The sequence below is a fragment of the Yoonia sediminilitoris genome, assembly GCF_003058085.1.
Lineage (GTDB): Bacteria > Pseudomonadota > Alphaproteobacteria > Rhodobacterales > Rhodobacteraceae > Yoonia > Yoonia sediminilitoris.
Genome location: NZ_QBUD01000007.1, coordinates 50,065 through 75,020, shown reverse-complemented (window position 1 = coordinate 75,020; position 24,956 = coordinate 50,065). Strand labels below are relative to the sequence as shown.

The window sequence follows — 24,956 nt, the reverse complement described above, 5'->3', positions numbered from 1 at the left end:
GCTGAACGATATTCTGACCATCACGCTTAATCCCGCCGTTGATCTTGCGACATCGGTTGAACATGTCATTGCGGGGCCAAAGCTTTATTGCAAGACGCCGTTGATCCACCCCGGCGGTGGCGGGGTCAATGTGGCCCGTGCCATCTGCAAACTGGGCGGGCAGGCCACGGCGCTGGTCGCGGTCGGCGGCCCAACGGGAGAAAGGCTGCTTGATTTGCTCGCGTCCGAGGCTGTGCCGACCAGTCCGGTGCCGGTCAGTGGTGAAACCCGCGAAAGCTTTGCCGTCACCGACGAAACAACCGGCCAGCAGTATCGCTTCAGTGTGCCCGGCCCGACCCTTTCCGCGCAAGACGGTCAAAGCCTGCTTGCTGCTATCGGGGCAGCGGTGACGCCGGACAGTTTTGTTGTACTCAGTGGCGGGTTGGCCGCCGGGCTTGATGTCACTTTTCCAGACCGGATTCTGGCCGCGATCAAACCGGTAAGCGACAGGCTGATCGTCGATACCTCGCGCGGCGCGCTGGCGCATCTGATCCAGCGCAGGGCGGACCCGGTGCATCTTTTGCGGATCGACCAGAAGGAGGCGGCACAGGCGGCAGAACATGCGATGGCAACGGTCGCGGACAGTGTGACCTTTGCGCAGACACTGGTGGACAGGGGCGTTGCCCGCATTGTGGTCACAGGGCGGGGGGCTGATGGGTCAATCATGGTGACGCAGACACAGGCGTTCTTTTGCCATGCGCCCAAGGTGACAGTGCGCAGCAAGATCGGTGCAGGGGATGCGTTTGTCGGTGCGATGACCCTGGCGCTTGCGCGGGGCGCGCCGCCGGATCAGGCGTTGCGCTGGGGTGTGGCCGCCGCCAGCGCTACGGTTGGCACCCAAGGCACAGCACTTTGTGAACGCCAGATGACCGAGGACCTGTTTGAAGATTGTATTATTGAGGTAATCTAGCCCGCTTCCTTCTCTGCCTCTGCCTCTGCCTCTGCCTCTGCCTCTGCCTCTGCCTGTGCTACGTGCCGCAGGACGTCGGCGAAACTGTCGGGCGTGACCGAGACACTGTCGATGCCGAAATTGACCAGCTTTTGCGCATAGGACGGGTCGTTGCTGGGTGCCTGACCGCAAAAGCCGACCAGCGATCCGGCCGCGTGGGCCTTTTCTATGACCGTTTCGATCATCCAAAGCACCGCGGGGTCATCTTCGCGGAACAGGTCTGCCAGTTCATCTGAATCGCGATCAATCCCCAAGGTCAGTTGCGTCAGATCGTTTGACCCAATGGAAAATCCGTCAAAGCGCTGTGCGAATTCCGTAGCGCGCAAAACGTTCGACGGGATTTCACACATGACATAGACCTTGAGGCCATTGTGCCCGCGCTCCAACCCGTTTTCGGCCATAACGGCCAGCACCTTGTCGGCCTCTTCGGGTGTGCGGCAAAAAGGGATCATGACAACGACATTGTCGAACCCCATCCGCCCGCGTAGTCGCGCGATTGCCTGACATTCGAGGGCAAAGCCATCTTTGTAGCTGTCCGAATAATACCGCGACGCCCCCCTGAAGCCGATCATCGGGTTTTGTTCGTGCGGCTCGAATTGCTGGCCGCCCAACAGGTTGGCATATTCGTTGGTCTTGAAATCGCTCATTCTGACGACGACGGGTTTGGGATAGCAAAAGGCCGCAATGCGTGACAGCCCTTGCGCCAGACGGTCCACGAAATAGCCCGGCATGGTGTCGTACCCGGCGGTCATCAGGTTGATCCGGTCGCGCGTGGCAGGGTCGGTCAGCTGGTTAAAATGTGCCAGCGCCATCGGGTGGATGCGCACGGCACTGTTCACCACAAACTCCATCCGGGCAAGCCCGACTCCATCGACCGGCAGACGCCACCACCGTAAGGCCGCCGACGGGTTGGCAAGGTTCAGCATCACTTTGGTGCGGGTTTTTGGCAACTCGTCAATTGCCTCTTCCCTGACTTTGATTTCGGATAATCCTTGTGTCACCACGCCCTCTTCGCCGCCCGCGCACGAGACGGTGACGTCTTGTTCGTCATGCAGGATGTCCGTTGCATTGCCGCATCCAACGATAGCAGGCAGCCCCAATTCACGGCTGACAATCGCGGCATGGGACGTGCGCCCGCCGTGGTCGGTGATGATGGCTGCCGCGCGCTTCATGATTGGCACCCAGTCCGGGTCTGTCGTCGATGTGACCAGCACGGCACCGTCAACGAAACGGTCGATTTCCTTTGCGTCCTCAATGATGCAGACGTGCCCTGACACGGCGGCGCTGCCAATGCTCATCCCTGTCAGGATCGTTTGGCCCGGATCTATGACCTCGTAGGATTTGATCGACCCGGCCGCTATGCGTGACTGTACCGTCTCTGGCCGGGCCTGCACGATGTAGATGATGCCGGTTTTGCCATCACGCGCCCATTCCATGTCCATCGGGTGGCCGTAGTGGTCCTCGATGATGCAGGCCTGTCTGGCCAGTTCCAGTATTTCGGAATCGCGCAAGACGTAGGTGGCACGCTCTGCCTTTGACGTGGGCACATTGCGCGGGGTGCCGTCGGCGTTGAGCACCATCTTGATTGCTTTTGCGCCCATCCGCTTTTCAAGAATGGGGCTGAGGTCGGGGTTTTGCAGAAATGGCTTGAAGACCTCATATTCGTCCGGATCAACCGCGCCTTGCACGACATTTTCGCCAAGACCCCAGGCTGCATTGATTAACACGGCGTCGGGAAAGCCGGATTCCGTATCAATCGAAAACATCACGCCTGATCCGCCGGTATCGGCCGTGACCATCTGCTGTATCCCCACAGACAAGGCAACCTGCTGGTGCGAAAACCCTTTGAGCTTGCGATAGGAAATGGCCCGGTCCGTAAACAGCGATGCATAGCATTTGCGGCAGGCCTCAAGCAGTGCGGCTTCGCCCCGGATGTTCAGGAAAGTTTCCTGCTGTCCGGCAAAGCTGGCATCCGGCAGATCCTCGGCCGTGGCGCTGGAGCGGACCGCAACAGGCATTTCGGGCGTTTCGGCAGCGTCGCACAAGGCGCGATATTGGCGTCTTATGGCTTCTGCCGTATCGATCGGCCACTCACCGTGCAGCACACGTGCGCGGATCGCCTTGCCTGTCTCATGAAGTGTCGCCTTGCCCGACTCCATCTTGTTCATCGCGTTGCTGATAGCCGCGTTCAGGCCGTCAGCTTCCAGAAAGAGCCGAAAGGCGTCGGCGGTGGTTGCGAACCCCGGCGGTACGCGAATGCCCTTGGGGGTCAGGGCCGCGATCATTTCGCCCAAAGATGCGTTCTTGCCACCGACAATCCCCACATCACTGTTTCTTACATCTGCGAAGTCGATCACATGGCGGATTTGCTTGGACATTGTTTCGCCTCTCGTCGAATTACCGATCAAGCGCCGCGCCCGAAATGGCAGGTAAAGCGGCGCAGGATCGTGGTCTTTTTCTACAGGCAGCCCGTGTTTCGGATTTGATCTTTCTCAAAAAGCGCTTGATATGGCGACGGGCGCAAATCAACTTGGTGGCCTTCTGCGGGGTTGCATTGACAGGCGATCGGGAGCGCCGTTTATGGGACGCAGCCAATTCAGTACGCTCCATACATCTTTCGCGCTCGCGGCGTGTTTTGGGTTTGACGGCAGACGTTTTTGGATCAAGATGGGCTTTCGTGGGTATTTACCCACCAAGCCCCCTGAATTACCAAGTGATGGTCCAAGACAATGATGATAGAACAAACGAAATACGAGAAGCTTTTTTCGACGCCGCTGTTTCGTTTCCACGTCCCAGATCATGCCAAGCTTAATAAGACCCTGCTTGAAGAGGGGGAGGCATTGAGAGCCAGATCCGGCGGCGTGGAAAAGTCAAACCGGGGCGGGTGGCATTCCGCGGGCAATCTATTTGAAGAGGAAATGCCGGGTACGACGATCTTGCGTGGTCTAGCCCAAGAAGCGGTGATGAACGCGACGCGCAAGTGTGGCGCGAAAGCGGACCTTGACGAACTCCGGCTCAAGCTGTTTGCCTGGATGAATGCCAATCCGGTTGGTGGCTATAACGCGCCGCACACACATCCCGGCGCGCATTGGTCCGGGGTTTATTATGTCTCGCAGCCAAAGGTCGAATCCGGCAACTCTGGCATGATCGAATTTCTTGATCCGCGGACAGATTTGCCAAACTGGCGGCTGCTGAACGCCTCTGCCTTCAAACTCAAGAAGAAGATTCGCCCGATGCCCGGCGAGATGGTTATTTTCCCGTCCTATCTGGTCCATTGGGTTTACCCCAACGAAGCCGACATGGAACGTGTTTCGGTTGCCTTCAATGCGACGTTCAAGCGGAAAAAATAGCGCCCTGTTTGACCATTGCCCAAGCGTGCCGGTGCGGGGCGATCGCGCCCTACCTGTAGGGCTTGGATTATGATGCCAGTTTCTTTTCGCAGGTCGCGCCCCAAAAAAAGACCGGCAACAGCTGTTGTTGGTATTTTTGCGGTTTCAAACTGGAGCGGGCGATGAGATTCGAACTCACTATCCTAACCTTGGCAAGCGCCTATCATATTGAAAACATTTGATTACCTCAGAAATCGTTCACAAGCGGGGTACAAATGGCCACGATACGATAACGAAAGTCCGGAAAATGGAATGTTCAGATCCGTTTGGCGGGAAATCCTGTGCGTGCACACACCGTTCACAATCGCCACGAAGCGGAACAAAGGGCTCTTGAGCAAGAGTTGCCATCCAAATTTGTCCACCCAAGACTTGGTGAAGCTGGCGAGGATTACGCAAAGATCGTGCTGGCCGTGGCGATGGTACTCTTTATCCCTATGCGTCCTGCAGCGTCTCTCAGGCGGTAAGACGGTCGAGGATTCAGCTTGGACTATCGAGCAACGTTAGGTCACACCAGTGGCGACACTCGCGAATTACTGATGTTGCGCGGAAAGGGTTAAACCAAGCGCAAATCATGGTCGTGAGTGGTCACAGAGATATCAGAAGTGTGCAGAGATACACGCATCTCAAGTGCGTTATTTCATAGCTTGATCGACTAGAAGTACGACGTTTCAACGTGCAAAGTCAGCGAGTTTTTGGCGGAAAATAATTTGTGGTGTAGCGGGTTTGAGTGTCACTTTCGGCCATAACGGACATTACGGAAAACGGACGCGAATGTCGGCTTGCAGCCCGAAGTGTTCGATGCTGCATCATAATAGAATAGCAGCATCGCCACAGATATTGCTCCGTTACTCGACATCATGTAACGACGAAGTCCGACCGTTAGGCGGTCAGTGCTAAGATATTGCGCTAGTATGTGATGCGGCCAAATTCTCTATAGCCTCATGTGCTCCTCGCAGTGAGGTCTCGGCATCTAGCATAAGCTGATCAGCGGCGACCACTTCGACATCAACGATGCCAAGAAATGCCAAGAAGTGACGCATGTAGTTGACTGCATAGTCGTCTTCAGATCCTGACGCCACACCACCGGAAGCGACTATGATGACCGCGCGTTTGTTTTTAAGGAGGCCGACCGGACCGGTCTCAGTGTAGGCAAATGTAACGCCGACACGAGCCACCAGATCGACCCATGCTTTTAGTGCAGCCGGAACAGCAAAATTGTAGATTGGCACACCAATAACCAGCGTGTCGGAATCCATGACTTCTCGAATGAGTTGATCCGAATATGCAAGAACTTCAATCTGTTGGAGTGTGCGATCAGATTCCGGCGTAAAGTTCGCCCCTACCCAAGTCTCATCAATAAATGGCACGCCATCCAACAGATCACGGGTTATCACCTCACTACTACCTAATTTGGCGATGACCCGATCAGCTAAATCACGGGTCACAGACCCATCGCGACGTGCTGAAGCGTCGACCCTTAAAACTTTCCGCATGTTATACGCTCTCCTGTTCGGTATCAGTCTAAGTCACCTGATAAATAAGCAATGCGCAAGCGTTCTCCCCCCAATTCATTTTGTTCAGCAATCGCCAGCAAGACGGTGAATCTAAGATATCTAACTACAATTTAAGCCGAAAAGCTCGAAAAATCATCGCTTTCAGAATGGTCATCATCCCACATTTGCGAACGCGCAACTCACCATCCTGAGATTCTTTAGTGGCTACCAAGACCTCTGGCTAGCGGATTGACGATCAGATCTATGGGTTCGGCCTTACGCGAAATTCAAGGTGCCAGCCCGGCCCTCAATTGGGAAAAGAGCAGAGAAATTGGGGACGCGTGTTGCGTCGATCCGTTGAGACCGCCCGCAGACGAGACGTTGGCGCAAACTGCAGCGAAAGGCTGATCCCCGCCGAACTGGTTGCTAAGTCTTAGCCCCGATCGATAGGGTGGGACCATTGAAGCTGCAGAGGGCAATGAATGTTCTAAAGAATCTCAAGCAGTTTCGGCTCAGGCAAGACGCAGGCGGTAAAAGAACATATCCGCGACAACTTGGATTGTGGTTACATCATCGTGGCACCAGCGGTTCAGCTTTGCAGTGAGATACACCAAAGACAACTCGAGTGTTTCGCTTATGGCAAGGTTGCGAGACCAGAGTACACAAGTGAAGACACAATCCGTTTAGTCATAATCGAAAAAGATGAAGGCCCAGCTTTTCCAAGGGCTTTGAAGGCTTGTCAAGAATTCAACGCTGTGTCCGTCGTCATATTAAATGTGCTTCGTGTCGGGGCGCATGGCTTCGTGTAGCGTTGGAGATTGGCTACCAGAATCAGGGGTATTTCAACATTATCGCTCGCCACACTGGGATAACTGTTTCAGCACTTATAGTGGGCTTTCCAAGACCATTTGCGTTGCGGTACGAAGTCGCGCTTGCATATGTCTTTTGTGCGGAAGTTCAACGATTTAGAGGGGGCAGTGAGCGCCTTTGTGAGCAACATTTTGCTATGTTGGTAGGTCTCGTGGTCGCCAAAGGCGTCTAATGGCCCTGAGACGCAATTTTTCAGAGTGATGACGGTGCCGATTTTTGCGAGATACAAATTTGCTGCGGGCGTAGCTCAGGGGGTACAGCAACTGTGCCGAAACGTTAGATTCGAGCACCTTGCCAAGCAAACGTTCATACGTGTTACTGTGAACGCCGCCAGAAAAACTTGCTCTATAAAAAAATAAAGACCTACAACAGACGTTGTAAGTCTTTGATTTCTTTGGCTTCAAATTGGAGCGGGCGATGAGATTCGAACTCACGACCCTAACCTTGGCAAGGTTATGCTCTACCCCTGAGCTACGCCCGCGTTCCAATTTGTAAGGTGCGATCTACAAAGAGTTGCAGTGCACTGCAAGACCAAAATCACAATTAATCGCAGTTTTTCTTTTCGCCGCTTTCGCGCGGGTCATTTTTCGACAGTGCGCTTTGGTTCAGGGCTGTTTTCGGGCAGGCTGACTGAAAGATACAGTTGCTAACCCTTGAATTGGATCAGGTCCCAGCGATTGCCGAAGGCATCACTGAACACCGCCACAGTGCCGTAGGGTTCGTGTCGCGGGGCTTCTTCGAACTGGATGCCGTTGGCCAACAGTCGGGCGTGGTCCTTGCTGAAGTCATCGGTTTCAAGAAACAGCCAGACGCGGCCACCGCCCTGATTGCCGATGGCCGCCTGCTGCCGGTCGCCATCAGCCCGCGCAAGAATGAAACTGGTTTCGCCACCCCGTGGCCGCACCCGCACCCAGCGCTTTGTGTCCGAAAGGCGGGTATCTTCCAGCAACTCAAAGCCCATGGCGTCAACGTAGTGTCTGATGCCCGCATCGTAGTCGGGCACCAGCAAGCTGATCATGGCAAGTTTCACGTCTGGCCTGTGGCTGGCCGCGCGGACCTATTCGAATTCAATCAGCAAGTCCTTTGCGTCGATCTGGCCGCCAGCATTCACATGGACCGCTTTGACCACGGCTTCACGTTCGGCGTGAAGCCCGGTTTCCATCTTCATCGCCTCGATGGTCAACAGCAGGTCGCCTTCTTTGACCTTTTTGCCGACGGTCACCGCGACAGAGGCCACAACGCCGGGCATCGGTGCCCCGATGTGCTTGGGATTGCCGTTTTCAGCCTTGGGCCGCGACACCATTTTGGCAGCCGCCACCCGGTTGGCCACCCGGATCGTGCGGGGTTGGCCGTTGAGCTCGAAAAAGACTTTCACTTCGCCATCTTCGTTCATCTCGGACACAGCCTGCAGGCGGATTTCAAGCGTCTTGCCGGGGTCGATTTCGGCCACGATTTCTTCGCTGGGTTCCATCCCGTAAAAGAAAGTTCGTGTGGGCAGGGTGCGCACGGGGCCGTAAGTCCGGTGCCGCCCCATGTAATCAAGAAAGACCTTGGGATACATCAGGTAGCCGTTCAGATCCTCGTTGTCGACGCTCTTGCCTTCCAGTTGCTTTGTCAGTTCAGCGCGGGCCGCTTCGAGATCAACGGGCGGCAGGGACTTGCCGGGCCGGTCCGTAAAGGGCTTTTCACCCTTGAGGATTTTCTTCTGAATCGCTTTGGGCCATCCGCCGGGGGGTTGGCCAAGGTTGCCCTTCATCATCTCGACCACGCTATCGGGAAACACCACATCGGTGTCGGGGTCCTCGACATCAGCGCGGGTCAGGTTCTGGCTGACCATCATCAGCGCCATGTCACCGACCACCTTGGAGGAAGGGGTCACTTTGACGATATCACCGAACATCGCGTTCACGTCGGCATAGGTCTGTGCGACCTCGTGCCAGCGGTCCTCCAGCCCCAGCGAGCGCGCTTGTGCTTTCAGGTTGGTGAACTGCCCGCCGGGCATTTCGTGTAAATAGACTTCGGACGCAGGGGCCTGAAGACCGGATTCGAAGGCGGCGTAATGGGCGCGGACCTGTTCGAAATAGTTGCTGATTTCGCGGATCGCCTTGATGTCCAGTCCGGTGTCGCGCGCATGGCCGCGCAGTGATTCCACGATCGACCCAAGGGTGGGCTGCGATGTGTTGCCGGACAGCGCGTCCATGGCCGCATCAATGCAATCTACGCCAGCTTCTGTTGCCGCCAGCACCGTTGAAATGGCCGCACCTGACGTGTCGTGGGTGTGGAAATGGATCGGCAGGCTGATTTCTTCTTTCAGGGCTGTGATCAGGGCGGTGGCGGCCCGTGGTTTCATCAGGCCCGCCATATCTTTGAGCCCAAGGATATGCGCCCCCGCTGATTCCAGTTCTTTGGCCATGCCCACATAGTATTTCAGGTCATATTTGGACCGATCCGGGTCCAGCATGTCACCCGTGTAGCAGATCGTGCCTTCACAGACCTTGTTGGCCTTGATAACGGCATCCATCGCGACGCGCATGTTTTCAACCCAGTTCAGGCTGTCAAACACCCGAAACACATCAACACCGGATTCTGCGGCCTGCGCCACAAAGCTTTGCACCACATTGTCAGGATAGTTGGTGTAACCCACCCCGTTTGAGGCGCGCAGCAGCATTTGTGTCATGATGTTGGGCATCACCGCGCGGATGTCGCGCAGGCGCTGCCACGGGCATTCCTGCAAGAACCGGTAAGCCACATCAAAGGTTGCGCCGCCCCAGCATTCGACGCTGAACAGCTGGTTCATGTTTTGCGCATAGGCGGGGGCTGCGTTGATCATGTCAATCGAGCGCATACGTGTTGCCAGAAGTGACTGGTGCCCGTCGCGCATGGTCGTGTCGGTGATCAGCAACTGCTTTTGGTCGCGCATCCAGTCGGCTACCGCCTCTGGCCCGAACTCATCCAGAATATTGCGGGTGCCGGGGGTTATGTCAGTTGACGGTTTCACCGGCGGGCGCGGCTTTTTGATATCGTGACCGGGCAGTACACGCCCGGCGGTTTCGGGGTGTCCGTTCACCGTGATGTCGGCGATGTAGGTCAGAATCTTGGTCGCCCGGTCGCGGCGCTTGGTGAATTTGAACAGGTCCGGTGTCTCGTCGATGAATTTCGTGTGATATTCATTGTTCAGAAAGGTCGGGTGCTTCAGCAGGTTTTCAACAAAGGCGATGTTGGTGGACACGCCGCGGATGCGGAATTCGCGCAGCGCGCGGTCCATCCGCGCAATGGTCATTTCGGGGGTCGGTGCGCGGGCTGTGACCTTTTCCAGCAAGCTGTCGTAATAACGCGTGATGACCGCACCGGAATAGGCCGTGCCCCCATCCAGCCGGATACCGGGGCCAGTGGCACTGCGGTAGGTCTGGATGCGGCCATAGTCGGGTATGAAGTTGTTCAACGGATCTTCGGTTGTGACCCTGCATTGCAGCGCGTGGCCATCAAGTTTCACGTCATACTGGCTGGCACAGCCTGTGGCCTCGACCAGTGATTTGCCTTCGGCGATCAGGATTTGCGCGCGCACGATGTCGATGCCAGTCACTTCTTCGGTGACGGTATGTTCCACCTGTACGCGGGGGTTCACCTCAATAAAGTAGAATTCACCGCTGTCCATATCCATCAGGAATTCGACCGTGCCTGCGCATTCGTAATTCACATGCTGGCAGATCTTCTTTCCCAGATTGCACAATTGCTCACGCTGGGTGCCGCTCAGGTAGGGGGCAGGGGCGCGTTCAACCACCTTTTGGTTGCGGCGCTGCACCGAACAGTCGCGTTCCCACAAGTGATAGATGTTGCCTTGTGTGTCGCCAAGGATCTGCACTTCGACGTGGCGGGCACGCATGATCATCTTTTCCAGATAACCCTCGCCATTGCCAAAGGCAGCTTCGGCTTCGCGGCGGCCTTCGCGTACTTTTTCTTCCAGTTCGTCTTCGGACATGATGGGGCGCATCCCACGTCCGCCGCCGCCCCATGACGCCTTGAGCATCAGTGGATAACCGACGTCGGCAGCTTCTTTTTTGATCGCCTCCATGTCGTCGCCCAGCACTTCGGTGGCGGGGATGACCGGCACGCCTGCCTCAATTGCCACGCGGCGCGCGCTGGCCTTGTCACCAAGCTGGCGCATCGTCTTGGCTTTGGGGCCGATGAACGTGATGCCGTTCGCTTCACAGGCATCTACGAATTCAGGATTTTCGGACAGCAGCCCGTATCCCGGGTGGATCGCATCCGCGCCGGACATTTTGGCAACGCGAATGATTTCTTCGATGGAGAGATATGCCGCGACAGGGCCCAGACCTTCGCCAATCCGGTAGGCTTCGTCCGCCTTGAACCTGTGCAGGCCCAATTTATCCTCTTCGGCAAAGACAGCGACGGTTTTTTTGCCCATCTCGTTTGCGGCGCGCATGACGCGGATCGCGATCTCGCCCCGGTTGGCAATCAGGATCTTGTTAAACTCTGCCATTTTCCCACTCCTTCGCAGTTGCAGCATGAAGTCTAGGCGAAGAGTTTGTGGGCGTCCATGGGGAGTTGCGCAGGTCTGGGAAAAGGGGGGGCAGGCGCTAGCGCTTTTGCCCGAACTGGCACATGGTCTGGCGATGATTGGTATTGTCGGCCTTCGACGCTGCATCACGGATGTCAGACAAAAGCGCATCAATACTGTGGGTTAGCCCATCAACCATAATAGCCTTGTCGCGCAGGTCTGCGGGTAAATCCGGGCGCTTGCCCACCTGTTCAAGAAAGCTGCGCAACTGGGCGACCTGCATCTGTGCACTGGTGGCGTAGTAGGCGGCGTCTTCCAGTTTTGCAGTGACTGCATGATCTGTCGAAGTGCTGGCAGTCCCGATGATGCGTTGAACGCCGTTGCGCAGGGTGACCGGTTGCAACGTGATGTTCCAGATTGTTGAAAGCCCCGCAAAAGCCAGTTTTTCAACATAGCTCAGCACGGTCTGCCGGTCGACGCAGTCGCGATAGCGGTTTTCCGTCGTTTCCGCATCCTGCGGTGGCAGCAGGTCACAGGTCCGTGCCCCGGCAATGTCCGCGTTTGTCAGTCCAGATCGATTCGTGTGAGCGGAGTTGACGCCAATAAAGCGAAAATGTGCATCTTTGCTCTGACGTTCTACTGCGAACATCGGGACAGCAAATTCGTCCAGCGCGGCAGACAGGGCAAGATGATCGGCGTGCGTGTACATTGTCGGCTCCTGGTAATGTACGGTTAAATATGGTGACTAAATTGTTGCACCCTTCCGCCTTAAAATTGTCCTAACGTATCAACCCTAATACACACAATCTGACGCTTGGCCCGGCGACTTTATGCCCAGTTGCCCCATGTTGCTGACCATATCCTGCCTTAGGATATCGACAAGATGCGCAGCCCCCCGTTCACCCAACGCGCCAAGTGCGTAGTGAAAGGCGCGGCCCAGCATCACGAAATTTGCGCCAAGCGCGATCGCACGCAGGATGTCCAGCCCGCCTTCAATCCCGCTGTCAAAGATCAGCGGCAGGTCGGTCGCCGCACGAATGGCAGGGAGCGTTTCAATCGTGGCCGGGCCGCCATCGAACTGGCGCCCTGCGTGATTGCTGACCCACAAGGCGTCTGCGCCCGCTTCCGTCAGACGTGTCGCATCTTCGGGCCGTCCGACACCTTTGACGATCAAGGTGCCATTCCACGCATCGCGCAATGATTTGAAATAATCCCAGTCCGGCGAGGTTCGGAGCAAATAGCCGATATGCTGGTTGGAAGGCAGCGCGCTGCGATTGCTGGAATAGCTGTCCATCAGTTTCATCCGCGGCATGCCGGTTTTGCGAATCCCGTTCAACCAGACAGGGCATCTGGCGACCTGCATCGCCAGACGCGGGGTGATTTTCGGTGGATTCGTCAGCCCGCTGCGCGTTTGCCGTTCCCGCCGCGAGGCGACGGGCACATCCACCGTCATGACGATTGTGTGAAAACCGGCCTGCCTTGCGCGTTTCAGAATATCGTCGCGGATCGACGGATCGCGTGGTGGATAAAGTTGAAACCATCCCTGACCGCCCGCATGTGGCCCCACATCTTCGGGCAATTGCGTGGCGACGGTAGACATGGTGTAGGGAATGGCCTCTTTGGCGGCGGTGCGCGCCAGCATTTGCTCTGCCCCCGGCCAGATCAGGCCGGACATGCCCACGGGCGCAATGCCAAAAGGCAGCGGATAGGGCCTGCCCAGAAAACTTGTGCGCAGATCGGGGTCAAATTCTCCGTGCAAAATGGAGGGTTTGAGCAGAACATCGTCAAGTTTTTGGCGATTGCGGGCCTGGGTTGCCTCGGTCCCGGTCGCGCTGTCGAGGTATTCCCACACGAAATGCGGAATCCGTTTTCGGGCGCGTCTGCGCAGGTCGGCGATGGCGGGGTAAGTGCTGTGTAAATCCATGCGCCACGCTATGTCGACTGCCGCGCCTTTTGCAATGGCGGGTGCCTCCGGCGGGGATATTTTTTGGCCAAAAGAAGCATGGAACGAAAATAGAACAGGCTCTTTCTCTTTTTGGTGAACGGGGTATATTGGCAGAATGAATGATTTTCCAGAAGATGATGCCTTTGAAGCGGCTGTGCCATTGAGCCAGCGGGCGATGGCGCGGACCGGTGCCGCCTATCTGGACGGGTTGAACCCGGCCCAGCGTAAGGCGGTCGAGACGTTGAATGGCCCTGTCCTGATGTTGGCGGGGGCCGGAACGGGCAAGACCAAGGCGCTGACATCGCGTATCACCCATCTTTTGGCGACAGGCACCGCGCGACCGCATGAAATTCTGGCTGTAACCTTTACCAACAAGGCCGCGCGCGAGATGAAGGTGCGCATCGGCGGTCTGATGGGCGAGGCCGTTGAAGGTATGCCGTGGCTGGGCACTTTTCACGCGGTCTGCGCCAAACAACTGCGCCGTCATGCTGAACTTGTCGGACTGAAATCGAACTTCACGATTCTGGATACAGACGACCAGATCAGATTGATGAAGCAGCTTATCCAAGCCGCAGGTATCGACGACAAACGCTGGCCCGCCCGGATGCTGTCGGGCATCATTGATGGCTGGAAGAACAAGGCGCTGACCCCTGACAAGGTGCCCGTTGCCGACAGCGGTGCCTTTGATCACAAGGGGATCGCGCTTTACACCGCCTATCAGGCCCGTCTGCGTGATCTGAATGCTGTCGATTTTGGCGATATCCTGCTGCACATGGTCACGATCTTTCAGAACCATGATGATGTGTTGCAGCAGTATCAACGCTGGTTCCGCTATATTCTGGTGGACGAATATCAGGATACCAACGTCGCCCAATATATGTGGCTGCGCCTGCTGGCTGCATCGCACAAGAACATCTGTTGCGTAGGTGATGATGATCAGTCGATCTATGGCTGGCGCGGGGCGGAAGTCGGCAACATCCTGCGGTTCGAAAAGGACTTTCCGGGGGCGCATGTGGTCCGGCTTGAGGAAAATTACCGCTCCACCCCGCATATTCTGGCGGCTGCGTCGGGCGTGATTGCCGCCAACAAGGGACGGTTGGGCAAGACGCTGTTTACCTCTTGCAAGGAAGGCGAAAAGGTCCGTCTGATCGGTCATTGGGATGGCGAGGAAGAAGCGCGCTGGATTGGCGAGGAGATCGAGGCGTTGCAACGTGGCACGCGCGGGCTTGACCCGGTTGGGTTGGACAAGATGGCGATTTTGGTGCGCGCCTCGCACCAGATGCGCGCGTTCGAGGACCGTTTTCTGACCATCGGCCTGCCTTACCGTGTCATCGGCGGCCCGCGCTTTTACGAGCGTTTGGAAATCCGCGACGCGATGGCCTATTTCCGGCTGGCTGTCAGCCCGGAGGATGATCTGGCGTTCGAGCGCATTGTGAACACCCCCAAGCGTGGTCTTGGTGACAAGGCGGTGCAGACGATCCAGCGCACGGCGCGGTCCAATGGCGTGTCATTGGTCGAAGGGGCGCGGCTGGTCTGTCAGGGCAAGCTGCTGGGCGGCAAGGGATTGAAAGAGCTGACAATTCTGGTGGACGCGCTAGATCGCTGGCACGGCCAGGTGCGTGCCGAGGCTGATACCCACGTGGAACTGGCCGAGATGATTTTGGATGAAAGCGGCTACACCGGCTTTTGGCAGAATGACAAGACGCCAGAGGCACCGGGCCGGTTGGAGAACCTCAAGGAACTGGTCAAGGCGCTGGAGAATTTCGAGAACCTGCAAGGGTTCCTTGAGCATGTCAGCCTGATCATGGACAATGAAACCGATGAGCAGGGCGAAAAGGTCAGCATCATGACCCTGCACGCCGCCAAAGGGCTGGAATTTCCCGCTGTATTCCTGCCGGGGTGGGAGGATGGGTTGTTCCCCTCGCAACGCTCTATGGACGAAAGCGGCGTCAAGGGGCTGGAGGAAGAGCGGCGGTTGGCCTACGTGGGTATCACGCGGGCCGAAGAGTTGTGCACGATTTCCTTTGCGGCGAACCGGCGGGTGTATGGCCAGTGGCAGTCTTCTATGCCGTCGCGCTTCATTGATGAGTTGCCTCAGGATCATGTGGAGGTGCTGACACCGCCGGGGCTTTATGGTGGCGGTTATGGTGCGGCGGGCATGTCGGCCAGTGCGTCACCTGCGATGGCGGGTATGGCCGGGTCGAATCTGCATGAAAAGGCGCATAAGGCGGATGTTTACAACTCTCCGGGGTGGCGCAGGTTGCAATCCCGCAGCCAGCAGCGGGGCATGTCGATGCCGTCCGAGGCGCGCAATATGACCATTGATGTTGATGCTGTCTCTGCGTTCACTGAGGGTGAAAGGGTGTTCCACCAGAAGTTTGGCTATGGCGAGGTGATGGGGATCGAAGGCGACAAGCTGGTGATCGAATTCGACAAGGCAGGGTCCAAACATGTTGTTGGGCGGTTTATTGTCAGCGCTGACGCGGCCGATGACGTTCCATTCTAGGAGGGGCCATTCTGAAAAAGGGATGGGTCAAAACCCATCTTACATGAACATCGGGTAGAGCGACGCAACCAACAAAAGCGCCATGCTGATGTTGAAGGCCCGCAGCCTTTTTGCGCTGCCCAACCAGCGCCGCACCTGCACGCCTATCCATGCCCAGATCGTAATCGATGGCAGATTTGTCGCGGCAAAAACGGCAGCGACCATCAGTGATCCGACCCACACCCCCTGATTTTGCGGGGCGTACCCGCTGATCGCCGAGATGGCCATGAACCATGCCTTGGGGTTGACCCATTGAAACGCCGCAGCCTGGAGAAATGTGAGTGGCTTGCCAGTCACGGATTTGGCGTCGGGTGGCACGGCATTGGCGATTTTCCATGCAAGCCAGAGCATATATGTCACGCTTAACACGATCAGAAGGATGTTCAGCATTGGGTAGGTTGCAAATACCCTGAGCAACACAACGCCGACCATCGTGACCATAAAGGCATGACCAAGCGATATGCCCAGCATATGCGGGACGGTCCGCCGCAGGCCGTAGTTGGCCCCTGACGCCATCAGCATCAGGTTGTTCGGGCCGGGGGTGATTGATGTCGCGACCGCAAAGCTGATCAGCGCGATGAGGATTTCCAGTGTCATTGCGGCTGTTTAACTGAAGTGGCCAGGATTGAAATCGCCAAATTGATGCAGGGTTGCCCTTTGTCCCATGGTTAAGAGCGCCTATTGCCGCGCACTTTTGTTTGCGGCTTGCCGCAGATGGATGTGCCAGCGCTTGCGTAGCCAGATGATGCATCCGATCACCAAACCGACCGCCAAGATGAGACCGAACGATTTATTCAAAATGTCAGCAACTTGCCCCAATTGGGTGGCAAATGCATATCCAAGTGCCACATAGACCGACACCCATACGGCGGCCCCGACCGTTGCTGTGGGGCTGAATGCAGACCAGCGCATCCCGCCCGCGCCGCACAGATAGCTGACATAAGGGCAGGTGGGGCTAAGGACTGTGTGGCTGATCAGGACTGCCAGTTGACCCTTTGATTTCAGGAGTCTTTCGCTCCGGTTCAGCACCGGGACCAGCTTTGGCTTACTGCGCATCCAGCACAGCAGACGTGGTCCGAGCCCGGCCGCGATGCGAAATGCAATCTGGTCGCCGAGCACGAATGCTGCAAAAGCCACTGCCATGACCTGCCACAAAATCAGGTCTCCCGTCGCGGCAAACGCCCCTGACGCAAGCACCAGCATGGACGATGGTAGCGGCACCGCCAGACATGCCAGCGACACCACACCAAACAAGATGAAAAGACCGTAGGCCGGGATCATGCCGATAAACATGTCGGTCATTGCTGCCCCGCCCGATAGGCTGCCGCGGCCGCGCGGACGATTTCGGTCAACTCATCCAGCGTGATCCCCATTTTCTCCGCGATATCGCGCATCGGCACCCGGCGATCCTGTTGCGGGGTCAGGTCGAGCAGTTCTGCAACGACCTCTGGCGGCAGATCATAGGACATGACGATATATCGGGGCGTCATCCATGGTTTCAGGGCAATATCCTGGTTTTTGGGATCGTTGAAATAGATGAAATCCAGCAGCACGCTGATCGCAAACCATAGTGCGGCCGCGCTGGCCAACGCGATCACCCCGACGATCTGCCAGTGCTGCCGCAGGAAGGAAAGCAGGTGTGGGCTGTTCAGCAAAGGGGTCTCCGACGTGCAAATGCGACCATTGTCCCGTCTCTTTGCGGACTGTTCAAGTCATCCTTTGCGCCAAGGCAGTTCCTTTGGCTTTGCACGGCACGCCTTGCACAAAAAAAACGGCCATGCCCGGGAGGAGGTGGGCATGACCGTCTTTATTTATCAGCGCCCACTCGCATCTCGGGAGGAGAAGAGCGGGGCGCTTCCTCGCTGACGTTGCTCGGGAGGAGGTGAACGCGGCCAGCGGTATGATCGGTTCCACCCGGGAGGAGGTGGGCGGTTCCGAATTCCTGTAAAAGAGGCGACACCCGGGAGGAGGTGGGTGCCGCCACTCTATTTATCAGCGCCCACTCGCATCTCGGGAGGAGAAGAGCGGGGCGCTTCCTCGCTGACGTTGCTCGGGAGGAGGTGAGCGCGGCCAACGGTGACATCGGTTCCGTCCGGGAGGAGGTGAACGGTTCCGAAACTGGTTTGTTTGGGTGGCGGCATCCGGGAGGAGGTGGATGCCGCCACCTGATTGATGACCCGTTGCGCCGGGAGGAAGATAGCGCGAGGGGCCTTATCAGACCCGCCTTACAGGGAGGAGAGGCAGGTCAGATCCTTGAATTACTTGCCGTATGCGGCTTCGAACGCGATATTGTTGATTTGCGACCGGCTAATCCCCAGATCATTCAGGTCGCGGTTGGATAGTACAGAGAGTTCTTCGCGTGTTGTTTTGTAAACCGCGCGCTTGGCCCGTGCTTCGGCCCACTGCGTGCGGACGTTTTCGATGCGATCGCTCAGGCTGATGCCCAGGACGCGTGTGTCGGTAATAAATGCCATCGTTTCGTCTTTCGTCTTTTCTCTATTCGGTTGTCAGTGTCTCCACCGCTTGCCACCCATACTTAGGCATATGCTGCACTTGCACAATGCCGGATAGGGCAATGCTGCTATGCAGAAAGTGCATAAGCATTGCTGACCTAACGTCACAAAACTGCCGCAATCGCGGGCACATGGCCACATCCTCTTGCAGTCTGGTCAAAACCTGCCCAAAAACCGGCCTAAACCTTTCCAACAGGTTAATGGAGGCACGCAATGGCGATCACCCGCGACGAAATTCTGGCGTCACTTTCCCGACTCACTTTGCCCGGTGGGGCCGACCTTGTTTCATCGGATATGGTGCGGGCGCTGACAATCGAGGGCGCGGCTGTGCGTTTCGTGATTGAGGCACCTGACCCCGAAACAGCCGCCAAGATGGAAGGTGTGCGCAGCGCCGCCGAGCGGCTTGTCAGCCAGCTTGCTGGTGTGGATAGCGTATCCGTCATCCTGACCGCCCATGGTCCGTCGCAAAAACCGCAGGCCCCGCCGTCGCTCAAGGTTGGCGGCCATCCCAAACCGCAGGCCGGCCCGACCAAGCCTGCCGGTGTCGATCGCATTCTGGCGATCGGTTCGGGTAAGGGCGGCGTTGGCAAATCTACGGTGTCCTCGAACCTTGCGGTCGCACTTGCGCGTGAGGGGCGTCGCGTTGGCCTGCTTGATGCCGATATCTACGGTCCCTCGCAGCCGCGCATGATGGGGGTGAACAAGCGCCCGGGGTCGCCAGATGGCAAGACGATCATTCCGTTGCAGGCGCATGGCGTCACGATGATGTCGATTGGTCTGATGATGGAAGAAGGCAAAGCTGTCGTCTGGCGTGGCCCCATGCTGATGGGCGCCTTGCAGCAAATGCTGGGGCAGGTGCAGTGGGGCGAACTGGATGTGTTGATCGTCGATCTGCCCCCCGGGACCGGTGATGTGCAGTTGACCCTGTGCCAGAAAACCCAACTGACTGGAGCCGTTGTCGTCAGCACCCCGCAAGATGTGGCCCTGATCGATGCCCGTAAGGCGATCGACATGTTCAACAACCTGCGCACGCCCGTTCTGGGCTTGATCGAGAATATGTCCACATTTGTTTGCCCGACCTGCGGGACGGAATCGCAGATCTTTGGCCATGGTGGCGTCGCGGCAGAGGCAGAGCGGATCGGCGCGCCATTCCTTGGTGCGCTGCCGATTGACCTTGATACACGGCTGGCAGGTGATAGTGGCACACCTGTTGCTGCGGGTGACGGGCCAATGGCCGATGCCTACCGCCAACTTGCGCGTCGGTTCATCGACGGGGGAATGGCGTGATCATACGCCCTGCAACTGCGACCGATCATGATGCGATCTGGACCTTGCTGCACGATGTGTTCCGCGCGGGCGAAACCTATGCTGTTGATCCTGCCATCACCAAGGCCGACGCCCTTGATTATTGGGTCAAGGCCAGTGCCGCCACCTATGTGGCTGAAGCCGACGGTAGAATCGTTGGCACCTACTATATCAAAACAAACCAGCCGGGCGGCGGTGCGCATATCTGCAATTGCGGGTATATCGTATCGCCAGCGGCGCGCGGGCAGGGGCTTGCGAGGCAAATGTGCGAGGCCAGTCAAGAGCGGGCCCGCGCGATGGGCTACCGCGCGATGCAGTTCAACTTTGTGCTGTCCAGCAACGCAGGCGCTGTGCGGCTGTGGCACAAGCTGGGTTTTACAACGGTTGGCACTATTCCCGACGCGTTTGACCATCCGAAGGTCGGGATGGTGGATGCATATGTTATGCATAAGGCGCTGGCGGGATAGGGCCCGTATGCGGTGCGCGTTTGCCCGGTCTGACAACTGAATGTGCTATATCGGCCCATCCACCAGCGTCAGCATCGCATCAGGCAGGGGTCTTTGCAGGCGTAAAGCCTGTTCGGTTGGGGCGGTAAGCCACATATTCACCGCTTCTGGCGAGATCAGGATCACCGGCATTGCCTTGGGGTGGATCGGGGTCACGACCCCATTGGGTTCGGTCGTCAGAAAACCGAACAGATTATCGGTGGTCTCGCCCTCTTTGACTTTGCGCACCGATGTCCATTGCGTCCAGATGCCCGCAAAGAAGGCTAGCGGCTGGTCTTCATTCAAGGCAAACCACTTGGGTCCAACCTTGGGCTGATACTCTGAAAATGCAGTAAATGGCACGACACAGCGATGGTCTGGCCCCAACCAACGCCGCCAATGCGGCGAGGCGGTGTTGCGAATGTTCGTGACGCCTTTGTCTGCGTTCCTGTTCTTGAGCGCAAAGGCCGGTGACGGCATCCCCCACCGCATTTTCGTCAGCATTCGCCCTTGCGGCATGTTGGCCACCACGGGGGCGGCATAGTCCGGGTAGATGCCGGACATGGCAGGCAGATTGCCCGCGTCATCGCCAATGCCATCAAACAGCGCGCGGATCGCATCCTGGTTCTTTGTCATGGAGTAGAGATTGCACATGGGGCCGCCGATAACGTCTATCGGATGATTATGTCTTCAGACCTGACAAAGAGGCAAGGGATCACATCACTACGGGAATTCATGGAATCGCTGTGTATTTCGAATCACTTTTGGAGAAAATTTTATGGCTTGATCGTGAATTGACCGAAATTTCTGGTAGGAAAGCGAGGCGAGAGACGCAATTTCTGAATTATTTTGAATTTTCTGGAATGGATTAACAAACAGTAAATATCGTCTATATGTTGTGTCTGACGTAATGTTTTGCCCTATAATTGCTACGCATCTGCTATGCCTGACCCTATATCTTGTTCGGGGCGGGTCCCTGAAACACCATGTAGTACCATGAATTCCCAGAAAACTGTTGATCGGCACGCAAACCAGTGTCACAACAGTCTCACGGTAAGGCGAACAACACTTCAAAAGGGGCATCTCAAGAACCCCAACCGGCAAAAGCAGGTTTCATACAGGCTTCGCATTACCCAACCAGATCCGGCGCGTGAGCGAGCAGACATCCCCCCAGGTGGCACGCGCAGTCGGACTTCTCCCCCGCTAGGGGTGAAACGGCGGATTGATCAGTGGCAGCAGATCAATCCGCCGTTTTTACATTCAAAACCGGGGGCAAGTGAGGACCGAGGGACAGTGGTTCTGAGTTTTACAGGCGAACACACCCAAAAGGTGGACGGCAAGGGGCGCATGTCGATCCCTGCCGATTTTCGTCGTGTGCTCGAAGCGGGCGATCCCGAGTGGACACCCGGCCTGTCGCCCCGCATGTACCTGCTTTACGGGGATCACCTGAAAAACGAATTGCACGGCTACACTGTTGATGAATTCAACAAGGTCGTGGACCAGATCAACGCGCTTCCGCGCGGGTCTGCCAACAAAAAGAAATTGTCGCGTCTGATTATCGGACAGTCCATCAAACTGGACGTGGACAAGGATGGCCGCACGGTCATGCCCATCAAGCAGCGACAGAAGCTGGGGCTGACCGATGGAGAGTTGACCTTCAGCGGCCTTGGCGATCACTTTGAAATCTGGAAGGCAGAGACGTTTACCCAAGAGGTTGCAGACGATTTGACCGGATGGCTGGCAGAGCAGGAGGATGGCTTTGATCCGCTCATCCTGCTGGATGAGTAGCCAATGTCCGACGCTGCCGCGCCCCATATCCCCGTTCTGATCAGACCGCTCATTGCAGCGGTCTCGCCCGTTTCCGGTGTCTGGCTCGATGGCACATTCGGCAACGGCGGCTACACCCGTGCGTTGCTGGCCGCCGGAGCGGATAAGGTCATCGGTGTTGATCGTGACCCGCTGGCGTTCGAGATGGCGGCAGACTGGGTGGCGGAATATGGCGACCGGATTGAACTGGTAGAAGGCGTGTTCTCAAGGCTGGATGAATACGGGTCTGATCTGGACGGCGTTGTTCTGGATCTGGGCGTCAGTTCGATGCAGCTTGATCTGGCCGAGCGTGGCTTTTCGTTCATGCGGGATGGACCATTGGACATGCGTATGTCCCAAGAGGGCCCTTCTGCTGCTGATCTGTGCAATAGCGCAGACGAGTCGGAACTGGCGGATATCATTTACCTTTATGGTGAAGAACGCGCCTCGCGCCGGATCGCCAAGGCAATTGTTGCCGCGCGTCCGTTGGAAACGACGTTGCAACTGTCAAAGATTGTCGAAGGCTGCTTGCCCCGTGCCAAACCCGGCCAGTCGCATCCGGCCACGCGCACATTTCAAGCGCTGCGCATAGCGGTCAACAATGAATACGGCGAACTTGCCGAGGGGCTGATGGCCGCTGAACGTGCGCTGAAACCGGGTGGAAAACTGGCTGTAGTCACGTTTCACTCGGTCGAGGACCGGATGGTAAAGCGTTTCTTGCAGGCGCGGTCCGGCAACACGGCCAACGCCAACCGTTACGCCCCGGAGGTTGCACAGATCACCCCCGCCTGGCGCATTGAGAAACGCAAGGCGATTGGGCCGGACGATCAGGAACTGGCCGAAAACCCGCGATCGCGCTCGGCGAAACTGCGGGTGGCGATCCGTACCGATGCCCCGGCCGCGCCGATTGATCCGGACGATCTGGGGATGCCGATGAAGAAGCAGAAAGGGCGCAGGTAGATGCGTGGTGTGTTATTTGTAATGGCCGCCTTGGCCGTCATGGGGCTCGCTTTTTGGGCCTATCAGGAAAACTACAAGACGCAGGAAGCGATCCGCGAAGTGCGTGGCTTGCATGCGCAAATCGGGTCTGCACATGAACGTCTGGGCATGTTGCGGGCGGAATGGGCGTACCTGAACCGCCCCGACAGACTGGCCGACCTCGCAGAACTGAATTTTGACCGTCTGGGTCTGCTGCCTTTGATGCCCGATGCTTTTGGCGCGGTTGATCAGATCATCTATCCGATTCCGCCGATCAGCCCGATCATCAACCCGATTGAACTGTCGTCAGATGCGTTCGCAGATATAGAGGACCCGCTATGAGGACCCCGCTGCGCCCGCTTGCCCGTATCCTGAAAGCCCGCGCACAGGGCGAAAACCCAGACGTGATCGAAGCTGAAAACAAGCGCCTGCGTCACGAGGAAATGGCGGACAAGGCGCGCCAGCGCTCTGAAGGGCGGCTGCTTGTGCTGGGGCTTGCGTTTTTCTGCGCGTTTGTCGTGATTGGTGGCCGGATGGGCACGCTGGCCTCTTCTGTCCCGCAAGAGCCGCGTGCATCGGCTGTGGGTAACCCGATTATCGGGCAACGCTCTGATATTGTGGATAGAAACGGGCGCATTCTGGCGACGAATCTGCAAACCCATTCGCTTTATGCCCATCCGCAGGACATGATCGACCCGGCGCATGCCGCTGCAGGTCTGGCCGAGATTTTTCCAGAACTGGATGAAGAGGACCTGATCGAGGATTTCACCGGCAAGCGCAAATTCCTGTGGGTACGCAAGCAGATCAGCCCTGAACAGATGCAAGCGGTCCATGACATCGGTTCGCCTGGTTTGTTGTTCGGGCCGCGCGAAATGCGGCTTTATCCCAACGGCCCGATTGCGGCCCATGTACTTGGCGGTGCCAGTTATGGCCGCGAAGGCGTTGCCAGTGCCGAAGTTATCGGCGTGGCTGGGATAGAGCGCAAGTTTGACACGTTCCTGCGCGATCCAGCCAGCGAAGGTGCGCCGCTGGAATTGTCACTTGACCTGACCGTACAGGCCGCCGCCGAAGAGGTGCTGGCCGGTGGCATGTCGATCATGAATGCAAAAGGTGCCTCGTCGGTTCTGATGGATATTCACACCGGTGAGATCATCTCGATGGTGTCTTTGCCTGATTTTGACCCCAACAATCGCCCGCAGGTGCTGACCAAGGGTGATCAGGCCGACAGCCCGCTGTTTAACCGGGCAGTGCAAGGGGTTTACGAACTGGGTTCGGTGTTCAAGATATTCACTGTGGCGCAGGCAATGGAATTGGCGCTGATCAACCCCGATACCATGATCGACACCCAAGGCCCGCTGACATGGGGCCGCTTTCGGATCAGGGATTTCCATGATTATGGCCCCGAATTGTCAACGACCGATGTCATTGTGAAATCCTCGAACATCGGCACTGCGCGGATTGCCATGCAGGTCGGGGCAGAGCGGCAGCGCGAATTCCTTGGCTCGCTGGGATTTCTGGAACCTACAGGCGTTGAACTGGTCGAAGCGCCAACCGGCAAGCCATTGTTGCCCAAAAACTGGTCCGAAATTTCGACCATGACAATTTCCTATGGGCATGGGTTGTCGTCATCGCCGCTGCATCTGGCTGCTGGCTATGCGTCACTGCTAAACGGCGGGACACGGGTTGAACCCACCTTGCTGCGCCAGCATGCCCCTTTACAGGGTGAGCGGGTCGTGCGCGAGGCCGTAAGCGAACGCGCCCGCCGGATGCTGCGCGAAGTGGTGGTGCGGGGGACCGCATCCTTTGGCGAAGTGCCGGGGTACGAGGTGGGCGGCAAGACCGGCACCGCAGACAAACCGCGCACCAACGGGGCGGGGTACTATGACGATAAGGTGATTGCCACTTTTGCGTCAGTCTTTCCGGCCAACGATCCCAAATATGTGCTGGTTGTCACGCTAGATGAACCCTCTGAGAATTCAGGGTCCGAGCCGCGCCGGACGGCGGGTTGGACTGCTGTGCCTGTAGCCGCTGAGATGATCCGCCGCACAGCGCCATTGCTTGGCTTGCGTCCGCAAGTGGACACTCCGCAATCTGTCGGTGTAACACTCACCTCAAACTGA

20 protein-coding genes, 1 tRNA gene and 1 pseudogene are annotated in these 24,956 nt (G+C 57.2%); 10 read left to right on the top strand and 12 right to left on the bottom strand.

From position 1 onward, the window contains the following. Nucleotide 1: 1 nt before the first annotated feature. Nucleotides 2-949 carry a 1-phosphofructokinase family hexose kinase gene (locus C8N45_RS13815; protein ID WP_108386843.1) on the top strand — a complete coding sequence of 316 codons (948 nt, stop codon included), beginning with the start codon at nucleotides 2-4 and terminating at the stop codon, nucleotides 947-949. Here C8N45_RS13815 and ppsA read toward each other — a convergent pair. Then, entirely contained in the window at nucleotides 946-3,366 is a 2,421-nt protein-coding gene (gene ppsA / locus C8N45_RS13810; RefSeq protein ID WP_108386842.1) for a phosphoenolpyruvate synthase, read from the bottom strand. The genes C8N45_RS13815 and ppsA overlap by 4 nt on opposite strands. Before the next feature lie 351 nt (nucleotides 3,367-3,717). Here ppsA and C8N45_RS13805 point away from each other — a divergent pair, with 351 nt between their 5' ends. Continuing rightward, nucleotides 3,718-4,338, top strand: a complete 621-nt coding sequence (locus tag C8N45_RS13805; RefSeq protein WP_108386841.1) for a TIGR02466 family protein — start codon at nucleotides 3,718-3,720, stop codon at nucleotides 4,336-4,338. Between the two features lie 490 nt (nucleotides 4,339-4,828). Further along, nucleotides 4,829-5,020 (top strand): annotated as a pseudogene (locus C8N45_RS24135) (tyrosine-type recombinase/integrase); the annotation flags it as partial. 250 nt (nucleotides 5,021-5,270) lie between these two features. On the opposite strand, the gene C8N45_RS13795 reads toward C8N45_RS24135, so the two are convergent. From C8N45_RS13795 to C8N45_RS13770, 6 genes are all read right to left on the bottom strand, one after another. Continuing rightward, nucleotides 5,271-5,870: an FMN-dependent NADH-azoreductase gene (locus C8N45_RS13795; protein WP_108386840.1), complete on the bottom strand. Its 600-nt coding sequence runs from the start codon at nucleotides 5,868-5,870 to the stop codon at nucleotides 5,271-5,273. A 1,276-nt stretch (nucleotides 5,871-7,146) separates the two neighbouring features. Continuing rightward, nucleotides 7,147-7,221: transfer RNA gene (locus C8N45_RS13790), tRNA-Gly, on the bottom strand. 165 nt (nucleotides 7,222-7,386) lie between these two features. After that, a complete protein-coding gene (locus C8N45_RS13785) occupies nucleotides 7,387-7,758 on the bottom strand; it encodes a VOC family protein (RefSeq protein ID WP_108386949.1) in 372 nt (123 codons plus the stop codon). A 39-nt stretch (nucleotides 7,759-7,797) separates the two neighbouring features. Further along, complete coding sequence (locus C8N45_RS13780) at nucleotides 7,798-11,241, bottom strand: pyruvate carboxylase (RefSeq protein WP_108386839.1); 3,444 nt, start codon at nucleotides 11,239-11,241, stop codon at nucleotides 7,798-7,800. Between the two features lie 97 nt (nucleotides 11,242-11,338). Continuing rightward, nucleotides 11,339-11,968: a PAS domain-containing protein gene (locus tag C8N45_RS13775; RefSeq protein WP_108386838.1), complete on the bottom strand. Its 630-nt coding sequence runs from the start codon at nucleotides 11,966-11,968 to the stop codon at nucleotides 11,339-11,341. 84 nt (nucleotides 11,969-12,052) lie between these two features. Further along, nucleotides 12,053-13,183, bottom strand: coding sequence for an alpha-hydroxy acid oxidase (locus tag C8N45_RS13770; protein WP_108386837.1), 1,131 nt, complete (start codon nucleotides 13,181-13,183; stop codon nucleotides 12,053-12,055). A 136-nt stretch (nucleotides 13,184-13,319) separates the two neighbouring features. Between C8N45_RS13770 and C8N45_RS13765 the strand changes: the two genes are divergently transcribed. Further along, nucleotides 13,320-15,710 (top strand): ATP-dependent helicase, encoded by a 2,391-nt coding sequence (locus C8N45_RS13765; protein WP_108386836.1) that lies wholly within the window; start codon nucleotides 13,320-13,322, stop codon nucleotides 15,708-15,710. A 39-nt stretch (nucleotides 15,711-15,749) separates the two neighbouring features. Here the strand turns inward: C8N45_RS13765 and C8N45_RS13760 are convergent, their stop codons facing one another. The 4 genes from C8N45_RS13760 to C8N45_RS13745 form a co-directional block, all read right to left on the bottom strand. Continuing rightward, on the bottom strand, nucleotides 15,750-16,346 hold the full coding sequence (locus tag C8N45_RS13760; protein ID WP_108386835.1) for a LysE family translocator: 597 nt from the start codon (nucleotides 16,344-16,346) through the stop codon (nucleotides 15,750-15,752). 81 nt (nucleotides 16,347-16,427) lie between these two features. Then, on the bottom strand, nucleotides 16,428-17,051 hold the full coding sequence (locus C8N45_RS13755; protein WP_108386834.1) for a DedA family protein: 624 nt from the start codon (nucleotides 17,049-17,051) through the stop codon (nucleotides 16,428-16,430). Beyond that, complete coding sequence (locus C8N45_RS13750) at nucleotides 17,048-17,404, bottom strand: hypothetical protein (RefSeq protein WP_108386833.1); 357 nt, start codon at nucleotides 17,402-17,404, stop codon at nucleotides 17,048-17,050. Before C8N45_RS13750 ends, C8N45_RS13755 begins: the two co-directional genes overlap by 4 nt. 603 nt (nucleotides 17,405-18,007) lie before the next feature. Continuing rightward, nucleotides 18,008-18,223, bottom strand: coding sequence for a DUF1127 domain-containing protein (locus C8N45_RS13745; protein ID WP_108386832.1), 216 nt, complete (start codon nucleotides 18,221-18,223; stop codon nucleotides 18,008-18,010). A gap of 252 nt (nucleotides 18,224-18,475) precedes the next feature. Between C8N45_RS13745 and C8N45_RS13735 the strand changes: the two genes are divergently transcribed. Continuing rightward, the gene (locus C8N45_RS13735; protein WP_108386830.1) at nucleotides 18,476-19,549 is read left to right on the top strand and encodes an Mrp/NBP35 family ATP-binding protein; all 1,074 of its coding nucleotides are present in this window, start codon (nucleotides 18,476-18,478) and stop codon (nucleotides 19,547-19,549) included. Then, nucleotides 19,546-20,034: a GNAT family N-acetyltransferase gene (locus tag C8N45_RS13730; RefSeq protein ID WP_108386829.1), complete on the top strand. Its 489-nt coding sequence runs from the start codon at nucleotides 19,546-19,548 to the stop codon at nucleotides 20,032-20,034. The genes C8N45_RS13735 and C8N45_RS13730 overlap by 4 nt, the downstream gene beginning before the upstream one ends. 45 nt (nucleotides 20,035-20,079) lie before the next feature. Here C8N45_RS13730 and C8N45_RS13725 read toward each other — a convergent pair whose 3' ends face one another. After that, nucleotides 20,080-20,706 carry an SOS response-associated peptidase gene (locus C8N45_RS13725; RefSeq protein ID WP_108386828.1) on the bottom strand — a complete coding sequence of 209 codons (627 nt, stop codon included), beginning with the start codon at nucleotides 20,704-20,706 and terminating at the stop codon, nucleotides 20,080-20,082. A gap of 639 nt (nucleotides 20,707-21,345) precedes the next feature. On the opposite strand from C8N45_RS13725, the gene C8N45_RS13720 reads away from it, so the two are divergent. Genes C8N45_RS13720 through C8N45_RS13705 form a run of 4 tightly spaced genes read left to right on the top strand, consistent with a single transcriptional unit; the run spans nucleotide 21,346 to nucleotide 24,956 of the window. Further along, entirely contained in the window at nucleotides 21,346-21,840 is a 495-nt protein-coding gene (locus C8N45_RS13720) for a division/cell wall cluster transcriptional repressor MraZ (protein WP_108386827.1), read from the top strand. 3 nt (nucleotides 21,841-21,843) lie between these two features. Beyond that, nucleotides 21,844-22,818, top strand: coding sequence for a 16S rRNA (cytosine(1402)-N(4))-methyltransferase RsmH (gene rsmH, locus C8N45_RS13715; protein WP_108386826.1), 975 nt, complete (start codon nucleotides 21,844-21,846; stop codon nucleotides 22,816-22,818). After that, on the top strand, nucleotides 22,819-23,178 hold the full coding sequence (ftsL, locus tag C8N45_RS13710) for a cell division protein FtsL (protein ID WP_108386825.1): 360 nt from the start codon (nucleotides 22,819-22,821) through the stop codon (nucleotides 23,176-23,178). Continuing rightward, the gene (locus C8N45_RS13705) at nucleotides 23,175-24,956 is read left to right on the top strand and encodes a peptidoglycan D,D-transpeptidase FtsI family protein (protein ID WP_108386824.1); all 1,782 of its coding nucleotides are present in this window, start codon (nucleotides 23,175-23,177) and stop codon (nucleotides 24,954-24,956) included. The genes ftsL and C8N45_RS13705 overlap by 4 nt, the downstream gene beginning before the upstream one ends.

Excerpts from the sequence above, each read along its gene's own strand:
- ppsA (WP_108386842.1), bottom strand. The coding sequence starts at position 3,366 with ATGTCCAAGCAAATCCGCCATGTGATCGACTTCGCAGATGTAAGAAAC.
- C8N45_RS13805 (WP_108386841.1), top strand. The coding sequence starts at position 3,718 with ATGATGATAGAACAAACGAAATACGAGAAGCTTTTTTCGACGCCGCTG.
- C8N45_RS13795 (WP_108386840.1), bottom strand. The coding sequence starts at position 5,870 with ATGCGGAAAGTTTTAAGGGTCGACGCTTCAGCACGTCGCGATGGGTCT.
- C8N45_RS13785 (WP_108386949.1), bottom strand. The coding sequence starts at position 7,758 with ATGATCAGCTTGCTGGTGCCCGACTACGATGCGGGCATCAGACACTAC.
- C8N45_RS13780 (WP_108386839.1), bottom strand. The coding sequence starts at position 11,241 with ATGGCAGAGTTTAACAAGATCCTGATTGCCAACCGGGGCGAGATCGCG.
- C8N45_RS13775 (WP_108386838.1), bottom strand. The coding sequence starts at position 11,968 with ATGTACACGCACGCCGATCATCTTGCCCTGTCTGCCGCGCTGGACGAA.
- C8N45_RS13770 (WP_108386837.1), bottom strand. The coding sequence starts at position 13,183 with ATGGATTTACACAGCACTTACCCCGCCATCGCCGACCTGCGCAGACGC.
- C8N45_RS13765 (WP_108386836.1), top strand. The coding sequence starts at position 13,320 with ATGAATGATTTTCCAGAAGATGATGCCTTTGAAGCGGCTGTGCCATTG.
- C8N45_RS13760 (WP_108386835.1), bottom strand. The coding sequence starts at position 16,346 with ATGACACTGGAAATCCTCATCGCGCTGATCAGCTTTGCGGTCGCGACA.
- C8N45_RS13755 (WP_108386834.1), bottom strand. The coding sequence starts at position 17,051 with ATGACCGACATGTTTATCGGCATGATCCCGGCCTACGGTCTTTTCATC.
- C8N45_RS13745 (WP_108386832.1), bottom strand. The coding sequence starts at position 18,223 with ATGGCATTTATTACCGACACACGCGTCCTGGGCATCAGCCTGAGCGAT.
- C8N45_RS13735 (WP_108386830.1), top strand. The coding sequence starts at position 18,476 with ATGGCGATCACCCGCGACGAAATTCTGGCGTCACTTTCCCGACTCACT.
- C8N45_RS13725 (WP_108386828.1), bottom strand. The coding sequence starts at position 20,706 with ATGTGCAATCTCTACTCCATGACAAAGAACCAGGATGCGATCCGCGCG.
- rsmH (WP_108386826.1), top strand. The coding sequence starts at position 21,844 with ATGTCCGACGCTGCCGCGCCCCATATCCCCGTTCTGATCAGACCGCTC.
- ftsL (WP_108386825.1), top strand. The coding sequence starts at position 22,819 with ATGCGTGGTGTGTTATTTGTAATGGCCGCCTTGGCCGTCATGGGGCTC.
- C8N45_RS13705 (WP_108386824.1), top strand. The coding sequence starts at position 23,175 with ATGAGGACCCCGCTGCGCCCGCTTGCCCGTATCCTGAAAGCCCGCGCA.